11 protein-coding genes and 1 pseudogene are annotated in these 13,280 nt (G+C 39.8%); 3 read left to right on the top strand and 9 right to left on the bottom strand.

Annotated elements, in window-relative coordinates; translation table 11 throughout:
* On the top strand, positions 1–2,430 hold the full coding sequence (locus FBR05_00150) for a LamG domain-containing protein (GenBank protein ID MDL1870600.1): 2,430 nt from the start codon (positions 1–3) through the stop codon (positions 2,428–2,430).
* On the opposite strand, the gene FBR05_00145 is transcribed toward FBR05_00150, so the two are convergent.
* The gene (locus FBR05_00145) at positions 2,427–3,170 is read right to left on the bottom strand and encodes an FkbM family methyltransferase (protein MDL1870599.1); all 744 of its coding nucleotides are present in this window, start codon (positions 3,168–3,170) and stop codon (positions 2,427–2,429) included. The two genes, FBR05_00150 and FBR05_00145, sit on opposite strands and share 4 nt — an antisense overlap.
* 261 nt (positions 3,171–3,431) lie before the next feature.
* Between FBR05_00145 and FBR05_00140 the strand changes: the two genes are divergently transcribed.
* Complete coding sequence (locus FBR05_00140) at positions 3,432–4,514, top strand: glycosyltransferase family 4 protein (protein MDL1870598.1); 1,083 nt, start codon at positions 3,432–3,434, stop codon at positions 4,512–4,514.
* Here the strand turns inward: FBR05_00140 and FBR05_00135 are convergent.
* The 5 genes and pseudogenes from FBR05_00135 to FBR05_00115 all read right to left on the bottom strand — a co-directional run bounded on the left by FBR05_00135 (position 4,501) and on the right by FBR05_00115 (position 9,640).
* Positions 4,501–5,808: an O-antigen ligase family protein gene (locus FBR05_00135; protein MDL1870597.1), complete on the bottom strand. Its 1,308-nt coding sequence runs from the start codon at positions 5,806–5,808 to the stop codon at positions 4,501–4,503. The genes FBR05_00140 and FBR05_00135 overlap by 14 nt on opposite strands.
* A 2-nt stretch (positions 5,809–5,810) precedes the next feature.
* Positions 5,811–6,638, bottom strand: a complete 828-nt coding sequence (locus FBR05_00130; GenBank protein ID MDL1870596.1) for a glycosyltransferase family 2 protein — start codon at positions 6,636–6,638, stop codon at positions 5,811–5,813.
* A 150-nt stretch (positions 6,639–6,788) separates the two neighbouring features.
* Complete coding sequence (locus FBR05_00125; GenBank protein MDL1870595.1) at positions 6,789–7,211, bottom strand: hypothetical protein; 423 nt, start codon at positions 7,209–7,211, stop codon at positions 6,789–6,791.
* Between the two features lie 189 nt (positions 7,212–7,400).
* Positions 7,401–8,333 carry a glycosyltransferase gene (locus tag FBR05_00120; GenBank protein MDL1870594.1) on the bottom strand — a complete coding sequence of 311 codons (933 nt, stop codon included), beginning with the start codon at positions 8,331–8,333 and terminating at the stop codon, positions 7,401–7,403.
* 196 nt (positions 8,334–8,529) lie between these two features.
* A pseudogene (locus FBR05_00115) lies at positions 8,530–9,640 on the bottom strand (IS3 family transposase).
* A 131-nt stretch (positions 9,641–9,771) separates the two neighbouring features.
* Here FBR05_00115 and FBR05_00110 point away from each other — a divergent pair.
* Positions 9,772–9,942, top strand: coding sequence for a transposase (locus FBR05_00110; protein MDL1870593.1), 171 nt, complete (start codon positions 9,772–9,774; stop codon positions 9,940–9,942).
* Between the two features lie 251 nt (positions 9,943–10,193).
* Here FBR05_00110 and glf read toward each other — a convergent pair whose 3' ends face one another.
* The 3 genes from glf to FBR05_00095 are packed head-to-tail and all read right to left on the bottom strand — an operon-like array spanning position 10,194 to position 13,253.
* Positions 10,194–11,291, bottom strand: a complete 1,098-nt coding sequence (gene glf / locus FBR05_00105) for a UDP-galactopyranose mutase (protein MDL1870592.1) — start codon at positions 11,289–11,291, stop codon at positions 10,194–10,196.
* Positions 11,281–12,555, bottom strand: coding sequence for a flippase (locus FBR05_00100; protein ID MDL1870591.1), 1,275 nt, complete (start codon positions 12,553–12,555; stop codon positions 11,281–11,283). The genes glf and FBR05_00100 overlap by 11 nt, the downstream gene beginning before the upstream one ends.
* A gap of 8 nt (positions 12,556–12,563) precedes the next feature.
* Positions 12,564–13,253 carry a lipid carrier--UDP-N-acetylgalactosaminyltransferase gene (locus tag FBR05_00095; GenBank protein MDL1870590.1) on the bottom strand — a complete coding sequence of 230 codons (690 nt, stop codon included), beginning with the start codon at positions 13,251–13,253 and terminating at the stop codon, positions 12,564–12,566.
* Positions 13,254–13,280: the final 27 nt, after the last annotated feature.

The raw sequence follows: 13,280 nt of genomic DNA, 5'->3' as shown, positions 1-13,280 counted from the left end.
ATGAAAGGTCTCTTTAAGGTCCTTTTCGCTTTTATCGTTTTCTCGGCCATTCTTCCGATGGGTGCGGCCCTTGCTCAGGGCAAAAGGGATCCGGATGCCGCTTACGATCCGGTCAACAACCGGTATTTAATGGTTTGGGAAGAGTCGGATGGCGCAAATACCAATATCCTAGCTCAATTTAGAAATCCGGACGGTTCGGTTGGGGCCGGTGCTCCGACTTTGATTTCGGTGCCGAGGCCGACTCAGGGATGTTTCTACGGTCAATTTGATTCCCACAATGGGGACATTACGACGCCGACTGATTGCCCTGGGAATAAAAACCCGTCGGTTGCCTTCAACAACGGGCAGTATATCGTCGTTTGGGAAGTCCACGGCACTGCCGGCGCCCCTTCTTCAGCTCCTGACAACCAATTCATCAACCTTTTTGCGAAAGTCATTGATGCAAATACCTTAAACCCGCTATCCGGCTGGGAAGAGGGGATTTTGATCAGCAAGGTGTTTATCGCGGCCAACAACGCGGAGTCGAGGTGCGGGGATCGCCACGCCTGTAACGACAGCCAGATTCAGGCTTGGAGCAAGTCCATTAATCCTGACGTGGCGCCGCGTGTGGGAGGGCAGGGTTTTGTCGTCACTTGGCAGACCAATAAGGATTTTATCGGTTGTGCGGACGCCGACCGGCGTAGAGGATGGGCTGTTTACGGGCGCTACATCGATCAGAATTTTTCGGCCACTTCCACGACCAATCCTCCGGCTTTTGCGGTCTTCAAAGATGACTCCACTATGGCAGATAGTTGCGAGCCGACCTCCAATGTGGACAACGGTAGCAATCCTCGTATTGCCGTAAATCAGACCTCCAATGATTTTGTCATTGCCTATGAGGTGGCGCGAGCTAGTGGTGGAAATGCCAGTATCGGCGCCAAACGAGTGACTTTGGATGGTTCCAATGTCGGACAGGTTAACGGTAATATCATGCCGGACCTGGTGGCTTCAGTCAGTGGCTCCAGCCTAAATAACCCCGAAGTTGTTAGTTATGGAAATCAATACGTTGTTTTCGCCAGTGACGGATCGAATATCCGAGGAAAGGCTTTTAGCAGTTCCTCCATTTCCTCTTCGGCACCATCCGTGATCGATTTGAGCGGTGGATCGAAGATTAATGTTCGAGCGGCAAGCAATTTAGGCATCGGTGGTGTACGACCGGCGCCGAACTCTTCCCCGGAAAGAATATTAATCGCTTACCAAAATGGTGGAAATATTTTCGTCGCTACCTTGCGTGAGGATTTGAGCGTGGCTCATGGACCAGAAAACATTTCGGCTGGCATGAGTGTCTCCAATCGCGCCGTTGAGGTGAGCAGTGATGAACGCAATTTTATAGCTAGCTGGGATGGCCTGGCAGGAGGAGAGGAGCAGGTTTTTGTGGAATTTGTGTCTTCGGAGGATGGTGGGACTACAAATGTGCCACCAACGGCTCCGGTACTATTAACGCCAATTAATGGAGTTACTTTCGCTCCAATTAGAGCTTATTTGAGTTGGAATGCTTCCACTGATACGGATGGGGGTACGATCACCTATCGCCTTTATTTTGGAGAAACTGTTGTTCCAGCAACCCCTCAAGTTACTGGTTTAACCCAAACCCAATTCGTTATCGGACCGGAAACACAAGTAATGACTGGAATTACATTACTTCCAGGAAGGACTTATCGGTGGAAGATTGAGGCCGATGATGGACAAGGGGGTGTTACCAGTAGCCCGACTAGGACGCTTATCACTGATAGCAGTGTTGTTGGTTGGTGGAGGTTTGATGAAGATCCGACTGGTCCGGTATGCGCTGGTGGTGGGGTTGGGGAGTCGGTTTGCGATTCGTCGGGAAATAACAACCATGGAGTGCCGAGTGGAGGACCCACGTGGCTACCGCCGCCTAGTATAGGTGTGCTAGGCGGCGCAATAGATTTTGACGGTATTAATGATAAAATTGATGTTTTGCATGACTTATCATTAGATATAGGTACTGAAATGAGTATTTCTTGTAAGATAACTTTTGCGTCTGCTTCCTCAAATACCGCTTTTTTAACCAAAGATAATCCTTCTGACGGTCCTTATGCATTTCGACAAACAACTGCAAACAACATAGGAATAGCGGTCAGAACAACAACTACTTGGAAGGAAGCCTTAGCGGATGCAACCCCATTTTTGGGATCAAATTTAAGAGCTACTGGAACCTATAATGGAATAAACATAAATATATACTTTAATGAAAATGTGCAGAATACTGTTTCGGGAACAGGAACAGTATTAAATAACACAAATAATCTAAAGATTGGATTTGATCCGTTCTGGAATGGATTTTTAACATCAATAGTTGATGAATGTATAATTTTTAATAAAAGCCTTGTTTCAAGCGAAATCCTAAATCTGGTAAATTCGGACAACTAACCAGGTATTAAGAGCGTATCTGTGGTTTTTATTATAGAATTGAGATTAAGGTTTTTACCCTCTAAACTTTGTAGTTTGTAGCCCAGGTTGAACAACTCATTGAATATCGAAACCTCCATGTCCCAATGAGGATGATCTTTTGCACCCCATCCAATCTCGCAAAGTATGATTGGTAAATGGCGTGCATGTTTCAAACTCTTTATCATTCCAGCCAGTACTTGGTATTCAGAACCCTCCACATCAATTTTTATAAACTGAGGACTAGGCAAGTTTAAAGAGTCAATTGTTTTGATGTCAATTGTGATTGATTTCATATTTGAGGAAGTTTTTTCTTCAACAATTGTGTTCCATCCGATATTTCCGTCACTTGCAGTAAAAATTGTGCATTGGGTATTTGATGATCCAAGTCCAAATGCGTGGATATTGATGTTTAAGGTGGAATTAAAAAATAACTGTTCGCACAAATTTGCAAGATGAGGAATTGGTTCAAAAAGGTGAGCAGTGCCAGTGAAAGAAATTTTTTCCAACAAAATTTTGGAAAAAAAACCGATATTGGCCCCAATATCAAAATACACTCCATTAGGGTTTACATATCTGTACACCTTCTCAACAATATAATCATAACTATGTCGCCTATTTTCAAACCAGATTTTTGCATCTTTGAGTGAAATTGAGGTAGGTTCTTGTTTGCGGGAAATATTATTCTTAATTTTATTTTTAATTCTTGATAGTAAGTCCATAGATAAATTTTAATTATATAATCATTAAAATAATTTTGACAACAGTATAAAATGTAGGTCATTCCGATGACGCTTCGAGGGCAAATTGTGAAAGGTACTCGACTTCAACAGAGCTGGGCTGGGTGGTGATTAGAAAACTCATAAAGCACCATTGCATCTTCGGAGCACCCATTACAATTGGTTTAAAGGACGCTGCTTTCAACTTCTTCAAATCAAATCCTTCGTTATTTTATATCGCGTTTAGGCTCTAAAAATCACGAGATGGTCGAATATTTTATAAACGGGAGGTTTTTAACACAAAGTCTTACCGGTGTTCAAAGATATGCATTTGAAATGGTGCGGGAATTAGATCAATTGCTTGCTGAAAGAAGTGAGGAAGAGTTTAAAGTTAAGTTTACAATCCTTGCTCCACGTGCCAATTTAACAGATCTAAAATTAAAAAAAATAAGATTGAAGCAAGTGGGGTGGTTAGGCGGCTACTTTTGGGAACAGTTTGAGTTGCCAATATTCTCGGCGGGTTCGCCACTAGTTAATTTTGGAAATATTTGTCCGCTTCTAAAGAGAAATCAATTTCTCACAATTCATGATATGACTGTGTTTAGAACTCCGGAAAACTTTTCTTTAAGTTTTCGAATGTTTTATAAAATTTTCTTTCGGCTTCTAAAGTTTAAAGAAGTAAAACTAATAACAATTTCAGAGTTTTCACGAGAGGAAATAAAAAAAATATTATCGCCAAAACACGAGCCAAAAGTAATCTATCTTGGTTCGGATCACTTGGATAGAGTCTCGGCTGATAATTCAATTATTGAAAAAGCTAATGTTAAGAGCGGAAAATATTTTCTTTTGGTTGGTAGTTTTTCTAAAAATAAAAATATTGATTTTGCGATTAAAGCATTTTTGCAAGAAAAAATAAAAGATTTTGATCTTTTGATTGTGTGTAAAAGTAACTATTCTGTATTTCAGGGGAATAATGAAATCACCGAAAGAGATAATATTAAATGGGTATCAGATATAAACGATTCACAACTAAAGGCACTTTACATTAACGCAAAATCGTTAATTTTTCCTTCATTATATGAGGGTTTTGGTCTTCCACCTGTGGAAGCGATCGCGTTGGGATGTGATGTGTTAATATCCGATATAAGCATTCATCGGGAAATTTGTGGGGATAGGGCTTCTTATTTCAATCCAAATAATTTGACTTCGCTAATTAATGCCATACGCATATCTGCAGAAACTTCTATAGATCAGGCAGGGAAAGCCAAAAGGGCACTCCAAATAAGAAACGCCTTTTCATGGGAAAAGGCTGCATCTCAATATTTGCAGGTCATTAATGGGTCTTGATTGTGATCATCTCCGCGTTGGATGGTAAATTGTATACTCTTTCTTTTGAAGCAATGGCTAATAATAGCGATAAAAGCAAAAAGAAACTTGGTTGTTTCCAGTTAGACTGAAATGAGTTGGCGAAAAATAATGCAAGGAATAACAATACTCCATAGTATCCCATTCCTTTATTAATTTTTTTAATAATAAAAAGGATTGTGAATAAAAATATAGTAAGCCCCAAAATGCCATTTTCTACCAATATTTCAGAAACAATAAATTGTGGTGTTACTGTATCTGGGAAAATACCGTCCTTAGCTGAATAAAAACCAAAGTTTCCAGCCCCAATTCCAATAATAAGAATCCTAATATTTTGAGAGAGTAAATCTAATGATTTTTCAAGGTGAAAGTACCTCTCACCAAATGAAGTTCCTGAAAACTGGCCGGTAATAAATTCAGTATATTTTTGTGAAAAATAGGGTAACGCCAAATAGCAGGTGACTAAAAAGACCACTGCTATCAAAAAAGTAATATTAAAAAATAAGATATTTTTTTTTGCAAATCTTGATCGAAAATAGAAAATGCCTCCAATCAGGATGGCGGAAAGCAATACTTGGGAAGATAAAGATGCTAGTGTTCCGAAGGATGATGCCAAAATAAAAAATACTGAAGATTTTGTTTTAAATTCCCTAAAGTTAAAAATAGAAACCATTAGAACGCATAACATGAAAAGACCAAATGGAGGGCTCTCAATAAATGTCCCTCCGAGTCGGGGAATTGGAATTCCAAAACCAAATACTGATTGCCGATAAAGATATTCAATTGCATATTCCTTTAATGAAGACAGCGTAGGAACGGGCAAAAACGGAGTTGAAATAATATATATTGCGAAAAGCAGTTGTAAGGTTCCGGAAACGCCAATTGTGAAATAAGCTCTTTTACGAAAATTAGTTTGCGAGAGAAAATTGTAGGAATTAAATGCAAAGATTGAGCAAAGGCTAAGCCTAGCTATTTCTACTAAGGTTTTTGAAAATGGAGCTGGGTCTAAAGATATTAGAGATATTAATGAAAAGACTATAACAATAGTTGGGAACAGCAAAGTTGCACATATCAATGCAAGGGCATCGGAAAATTTTAATGTAGGAATTTGGAATGGAAAAATTAGGAAATTGATTATCAATGTAGGTTCGATCCACGTAATTGACGGTATTCCCAAAATTAATTTTGTGGCGAACGAAAGCGGTAGAAAGACAAGGGAAATTTGGTAAAAGCAAAAGATGGCATGATAAGTTTTTCTATTTAGAGTTGATTCCATTATCATTTCATTCCAAGTAGACGTCCCTTAAATATATTAAAGTGGTATTTGGCTTTTGAGATTTTAAAGCATCCGAGGCTTAATAATGCCCCGCCTAATGGTCTGAATAATAAATATACTTTATACCAAACAGGGTAGTTGTGTTTTTTAAGCACCTTCCCGCAACCCATTCCATACTTAAATGCTCTCTGAATTGCGTGTTCAGTAAATGTTGTAGTGGGAGAAGGATGAATGACAAATATGTTGGGGAAATATATTATTTGTCTTCTATTATTGAGTAAAGATAGAACAAAATCTGTCTCTTCACCTGATTGATAGGGCGTATTGCTTCCTAGACCTAAATTTTCATCAAAAAAGAGGTTTTGAATTGCACTTCTTTTTATAAACAACGAAACTGATATAGCTGAAGACCAAACATTAAATTTATTAATTAAGCTTCTTTTGGTTAGAAAAACTCCCGCGCTATCTCTTTCGTATTCGTCTACACATCTCCCAGAGATACCGTCACAATTATTATTTAAAAATAATTCAAATATATTATCCAATAGCCCTGGAGGATATTGACAATCGTCATCAGGAAAAGCAATGAGGTCTCCGGTTGAAGCATTTAAACCGGCATTTCTTGCTCTGGAAAGCCCTGGAGGGGATTTAATATGGATGATTTTAAAAATGTCCTGGAAGTTCTCGATTATTGTCTGAAGCCTATTATCGTTGTTTTGGTCTACGATGATCAATTCGAATGATTGTGGGTTTTGCGATAGGAGTGATTTAAGAAAAATTTCAAGTTCTGTTGTTCTGTTGATAGTGGCCAATATTAATGAAAATTTCATATTATGTTTCAGTAGTGAACATCCGATAACCGGTCCGGGGAAATTCCACCCGAATCTGTTCAATATAATCGCGGAGGTCGGTCTCCGCCTCCTCGCGCTCAGCCCGGGAAATCTTGGGGTCGTAATAATAGGTCGACATCGCGATCTCCATCACTTCACAGGCCTTTTTGATCGACCCACATGCTTCATGATGTCGCTCAACCCATTCGATCCTTTCGCGAGCGGTGAGTTCGGAGGCTGGAGTTTTTTTAAAATATCGATGATCACCGCCTGCTCGCCAACTTTCTTCTTAAATTCGGCCAGCTCGACTTCCAATTCCAGGATGCGCCGCGCGCTCTCAGTATCCATACCTTGAGCCTGCATCTCTTCGATTCGTTGCCCCTTGGCACTCTCATCAAAACGAACCTTCGATTTGTAAATGAGACCCTGGGCTACGCCAAGTTCTGCGGCGAGTTCCTGCGCGGTTTTCCGAGCGGCTACATAATCATCGACGACTCGTCGCTTGATCTCTTCCGAATAATGACGCTTATCTCTGGACATGGTACTGACTCCTTCCGCCCTCTTATCGGGCATTTGAAGTCAGCTGCCAATCCCACTTTATCTTGTCTCTTAGATTCCAGTTTTATGACCGCACTCCAAATAGGATGCCACTTTTTATCTGTCCAGAATTCAAGGCCTCTCCAAATTTACAGACGATCGGTTACATAAACTAAAAATCAGATTTTGGCGTTAACCTAAAAGTCAACATTGGGATACTACTAATTATGTTTTATAATTTAAATGTTTTCTTAAATTCCCGGTAAGACCATGGAAATACGCTTTGAAAATAATGCTTGTTGGAGTTTGAGGAGATGCTATTTTATAAAAAAACAAACTTTTAATTGTTTGGTTGAATAATCCTTTAATACCAAAATATTTTTTGCTTATAAAGGTCGAATTCCTTATTAATAAATACGATCTAAAATTATCATTAGAAAAATTGACAATAATATTCTTTTTAAGAACACTGAACTTCCTTTTATTCATCTTGTCTGATGGATGGAAAAACAATGCCGATGTGGAAGTCGCGATAGGTATTCCTTTTTTTTTGATTCTCAAAAAGTATTCAGTTTCGTCTCCCCAAAGGAAAAAGTCTGGACATGGCAATCCTACCAAGTCAATTACCTTTCTATTTAATAGTACCCCATTAAATGGATTTAAATAACCTTCTATGTAGCCAAAAGGAGAGTTATCTTTCGCGTCGATTATTGTAAGTAAATCTCTTTTTTTATTCTTTTGAATTATTGGGATGGGAAAAGATAATCGATTGTGTTGATTATCCAAGATATCAATAATTAACGGTCCTCGGAATAGAAATCTTTCCGGCATATTAAGTAAATTGCTTAATGTGTCAGGTCGAGGCTCTCCATCATCATCCATCAACCAAATCCAGTCAGGTTTAAGCGTTGAAGCTATTTTGATGCCTTCATGAAATCCCCCCGCACCTCCAAAGTTGGATGGTAATTTGAAATATAATATCCGCCCCGATTTAAAAAAATCGGAATCCTTGACTTGGGTTTCTGTTCCGTCTGTAGAAGCATTATCGATTACAATTACCTTTTGGAGTGGAACATTTTGAAAAAAGATTTTCTGCAGACAATTTTTTAAAAGTTCCTTCCTATTATAGGTGACAACAACAGCAATAATATTCGTCATGTTATTCACTTGAATCCTTTGAAAAACTCCGAAGTTTGTAGGGTCTTATGATATAAGCAAGCCCCCCCAGACAAGGAGGGAAAATGTTAGTCTAACCTCAGACATAGTTTGACTGACCATCCCCCTTTAATTACGCCACTTGAAAGCACTGAGAATCGGTAGTGAGGGCTCCCCGTTTACTAGACCAATCTTAGGATTAAAAATGGCCTTCGGCGGAATGTTTTTCTGACCAGGTTTTGATGAACTCAATAGGGGTCAGATTTCCCAGTGAGCCATGAGGGCGGCATTGGTTGTAGTCCACCCTCCAATCTTCCAGTTTTCGTTTCGCATCCTCAAGAGAAATAAAAAGCTGGTCGTTTAAAAACTCATCTCGCAGGCGTCCATTAAAAGATTCGATGTATGCGTTTTCAACGGGCTTTCCTGGTCGAATGAAGTCTAGCTTTATGCGCTTCCAGTACACCCATTATCCAGGTCTTTGCCAGCAAACTCAGACCCATTGTCTACCGTAATCACCTCGGGCAAGGGCCGCTCTTGACCAACCTTTTCTAAGGCCCTGGCAACCTTCCTGCCTGTCAGTGAAAAATCAGCCTCCATTAACACACATTCACGTGTAAACTTATCTAACACCGTTAGTATCCGAATTCGCCTTCCATCGGCCAGTTGATCAGCCACAAAATCCATCGTCCATTGCTCGTTAGACCGATTCGGTATCGCCAACGGAACCCGAACATAAGCGGCTCGCTTTCTCCTTGTCCCCTTTAACCGCAATTTCAGGCCTTCTTCTTGATATATGCGCTCTACTCGCTTGTGATTCACTTTCCATCCCTCCCTACGCAACAGCACATGAAGTCGCTTGCAGCCGAATCTCCGTCTCGTCTCCGCCAGCTCTCGTAAACGCATCCGGAGGGCCACTTGGAGATCTTTCCGATGCCGATAATAATGAGTTGATTTATTGAACTGGATTAGCAGACAGCTGCGTCGGATACTGACCTTGAATCGATCGATTAACCAAGCCAGCAGCTCACGCTTTGCCATGGGCTTTAAAGCTTTTTTGCAATCACCTCCTGTAAAATATGCCGATCCAAACATAAATCGGCTACTAGTCGCTTCAATTTTCGATTCTCTTCCTCAAGCTGACGCATTTTGCGTAATTCAGGAACTCCCATCCCCTGATATTTCCGCCGCCATTGGTAAAAGGAGTTCTGGCTTACTCCCAGCTTCCGGCATATGTCCGCTACTGGTTCCCCTCCCTCCGCTTGTTTTATAGCGTAAGTGATCTGCTCCTCCGAAAATCGAGATTTCTTCATGTCGGGTCTCCTTCTTCAAGTCCGCCATGATGACCTTATTTTTAATCTTATTTTCGGTCTAGTTTTTAGGGAGGACGTCAGCGTATCGAAACCGCCCTTAGACTCGAAAGCAAACGGAGCGGAATCGAAGAATTGCTAAGGTCAGAGCCGGAGTCGAAAGGGTCTTTGCCCGCGCCAAGAATATTTTCGGATTTAGTAGAAGCCGATATCGAACCTTGGCAAGAAACCGAAGCAAGGGTTTCCTGTTGCCTACAGCGATGAATCTGCTCCGGATGCGGTCCCTGCTTGTCCTCGCACCATGAGATGGAAGAAAGAAATGTGTCTGAGGATTGTCAAAGACCAAAAATTAAGGGATTTGCCCCTGATAATTAACAACCAAGAAAGCTAAAAAGCCCATTTTTGGAAAAAATTAAAAACACTCTTCAAAGTTCGTTTTTGTCAGAGGCTACGGTTTATTAACTTTTGGACTGCTGACAACGCTGCTCCGACCACTTGATCCATACATTGCTGAAGGTATTCGATTCTGTTGTAGGTGGTGATGATGCATAAAACCTTAGGGTTCATTAAAAATGTCCTGAATAGCTTTGAGAGATGCTCCAACGCATTGGTCCATATTGAAATACTTATACTGTGCCAATCTTCCAATAAAGGTTACGTTTCTCTCGGAGGTACTTATTGAATAATATTTTTTAAATAAAATATCATTGCTAGAGTTTGGGATTGGATAATACGGGTCGCCTTCTGCTGTTGGGTACTCTTTTACTATAGATGTGCCATTAAATTTTTGGCCTGTTAAGTGTTTGAATTCAGTAATGCGAGTAAAGCTATAATCATTGGGATAATTTATTGTGCCAACTTTCTGAAAATATTCAATATTGGGTATATGTGTATGTTCGAAGATGAGCGATCTGTATGGGAGAGGGCCGAATTTAAAGTCATAATATGCGTCTATCGGGCCAGTATAGATTAAATGTTTATATTTATAAGAGTTTCTTTTTTTAAAAAAATCTACATTCAGCTCAATTTGGATGTTTGGATGATCCAATATATTTGAAAATAATTTAGTGTACCCATCTTTTGGCATGGCCTGGTAGCTATCAGTAAAATATCTATCATCTCGATTAGTTCGTACTGGAATCCTTGCAGTAACACTTGCGCTCAGTTCAGATGGATCTAATCCCCATTGTTTACGCGTGTATCCTTTAAAAAATTTTTCGTAAAGGTCCATGCCTACTGTGTTTAAAACCACATCCTCGCTTGTATTGATTGGAGAGCGAGGAATTCGCACTTTCTCAAAGAACTCTTTCAGGGCTTTCTCATCGAGATCAAGATTGTATAGACCATTTATCGTATCAAGGTTGATAGGGATAGGGAAAAGCCTTCCATCTACATGCGCCAAGACTCGATGTTCGTAATTCCTCCAAGTGGTGAAGGTTGATAAATATTCAAAAATTCGCCTGGAATTAGTATGAAAGATATGAGGGCCATATTTATGGATTAATATTCCGTTAGAATCATATTCGTCAAAAGCATTACCGCCAATATGCTCACGCTTATCGATTAATAGGATTTTATTTCCCCGCGATGCCAATCGTTCGGCTGCAACACTTCCCGAGAATCCTGCTCCGACAATTAAAAAATCAAATAGCATTTCGTGTTGCTCCTAATAAAATAATTTTATTTTTTCTTAGGTAACCCCACATTAATGCCGTGACTGTTAATTCTGTGATGACCAACGAGGCGGCTGTGCCTTTTGCTAAGAGCCAGGATGTAAATGGAATTATTAATGCAATATTGATTATGGATGAAATTATAATCGACCTGCTGAATTCCTTATTTAATCCAAAGGGGAGCATTGTTTGAATGCCTAAGATATTGCTAATTGTGATAATTAGCGGAAGAGGTGACATTATCTTTATTAAGATTATCGATTGCTCAAATCCTGCGCCTAGAATCAAATTAACAATGGGTTCTGCAAATAAAAGCAGGCAGATGGACATTAATATGGATGCAAATCCAAATGCTGTTAGGCTTTTTTTAATAAATAGAATTGCGCTCTCTTTTGACTGCGATATTAATCGATTTATATAAGGGTAGATGGCTTGCGTAACAGGAGTTGTGAGCCCCTGTACTGCTTTAATAACCTTGTCTGCTGCGGAATAATATCCCACCTGCGTTTCATTTGTTAGTAGTCCAAGTAAAACAATATTTGTGTTTGTATATAGACTTATCGAGGCTGTTGAGATGAAAATTGGCCATCCCTCACGTAGCTGGTGTTTAATAGTCTCTTTCCCTGGATTTACTAATTTTATCTTATATTTATACACGGCCATGCAAAACCCTAGGACCCCTGATAAAATATAACCAGAGGATTGAAGTCCGACTGCGAGATTGATGGATTGTGGAGATTTTACAAAAAGGAAAATCGCTCCGGTGCACAATGCTTTGCTGAATAGATTTAACCAGACGATATGCCCCATTTCCTGTAATCCCTGAAATAACCAAATTGGGAAGAGGGCGTTCCCGACAACAATTAAAAATGTAAGATAGAAGATTTTTGCGTGAAGACGAATTTGAGGTATAAAGTGAGTAATTAATACGAGTAAAAGTAAGCTCAATATAATGAAGGCTAGCTTAATTGTGTAAATTGATGAAAATGTAGTTGAGAGGTTTTTCGGATCGTTCTCTCTCAATGCAATCATACGTGTAGCCGATAGGTTAAAGCCATAATCGGTCAGTAAAATAAAATATTGTATTAATGCAAAAGCAAAGCCGATGATGCCGAATCCGTCAGGTCCAAGAACGCGGACCAGATATGGGACGGTGATCAGGGGCAGAATGTAGTTTGCTGCCTGGAGAAAGGTTAGAGAAAAAATATTTTTTATTAATGTGGATTTTAAAACAGGGCGGGGCATTATATCACTTAATAAGCCCCTTTTTTAGATAGAGCCACTGGGATGGTCTTACCCATGATCAATAGATCCAAAGGGAAACTCATTTTTTCTACATAATGCTTATCAAAATTTATTCTAGCTTCGTAAGAAATATCGTTTCGCCCGTTAACCTGCCATAAGCCAGTTATTCCAGGTTTCACCGATTTATATATTCTAAAATATTTCCCATACTTTTGTACCTCAGCCTCAACGATAGGTCTGGGTCCAACGAAACTCATTTCACCTTTAGCGACGTTCCACAGCTGGGGTAGTTCATCTAAACTCAGTGCCCGTATGATTTTCCCAACTCGTGTTACGCGAGGGTCTTTACGCAACTTATGATCAATTTCCCATTCTCGTTTCAATTCGGGATTTTTCTCTAAAAGCTCAGTAAGTTTTGCTTCCGCATCAAGAACCATCGTCCTAAATTTATAAATATAGAATTTTTTACCATCTTTTCCCATTCGCTCACTTTTATATAACACAGGACCTTTACTATCTAATTTTATCATGAAATACATGACAGCGAGGATAGGTATGGCTAAGGGTAGCAGTAGCACGCTGAGTAATAGATCAAAAAATCGCTTAAGATAATTTGGGTATAGCTCCTTTCGCCAGAAGGTCCCTTCACTTCTAGTGCCTAGTAGAGATATGGGGTGAGCTTTTTCTGTAGACTCCATAAAAATTAACCCGGACGAGGTTATTCG

This window comes from Deltaproteobacteria bacterium PRO3, assembly GCA_030263375.1.
Classification (GTDB): Bacteria; UBA10199; UBA10199; order DSSB01; family DSSB01; genus DSSB01.
This window is presented reverse-complemented; position numbering and strand designations above follow the sequence as displayed.

Bases quoted from the DNA above. Each gene is read 5' to 3' on its own strand.
- FBR05_00150 (MDL1870600.1), top strand. From the start codon at position 1: ATGAAAGGTCTCTTTAAGGTCCTTTTCGCTTTTATCGTTTTCTCGGCC.
- FBR05_00145 (MDL1870599.1), bottom strand. From the start codon at position 3,170: ATGGACTTACTATCAAGAATTAAAAATAAAATTAAGAATAATATTTCC.
- FBR05_00140 (MDL1870598.1), top strand. From the start codon at position 3,432: ATGGTCGAATATTTTATAAACGGGAGGTTTTTAACACAAAGTCTTACC.
- FBR05_00135 (MDL1870597.1), bottom strand. From the start codon at position 5,808: ATGGAATCAACTCTAAATAGAAAAACTTATCATGCCATCTTTTGCTTT.
- FBR05_00130 (MDL1870596.1), bottom strand. From the start codon at position 6,638: ATGAAATTTTCATTAATATTGGCCACTATCAACAGAACAACAGAACTT.
- FBR05_00125 (MDL1870595.1), bottom strand. From the start codon at position 7,211: ATGCCCGATAAGAGGGCGGAAGGAGTCAGTACCATGTCCAGAGATAAG.
- FBR05_00120 (MDL1870594.1), bottom strand. From the start codon at position 8,333: ATGACGAATATTATTGCTGTTGTTGTCACCTATAATAGGAAGGAACTT.
- glf (MDL1870592.1), bottom strand. From the start codon at position 11,291: ATGCTATTTGATTTTTTAATTGTCGGAGCAGGATTCTCGGGAAGTGTT.
- FBR05_00100 (MDL1870591.1), bottom strand. From the start codon at position 12,555: ATGCCCCGCCCTGTTTTAAAATCCACATTAATAAAAAATATTTTTTCT.
- FBR05_00095 (MDL1870590.1), bottom strand. From the start codon at position 13,253: ATGGAGTCTACAGAAAAAGCTCACCCCATATCTCTACTAGGCACTAGA.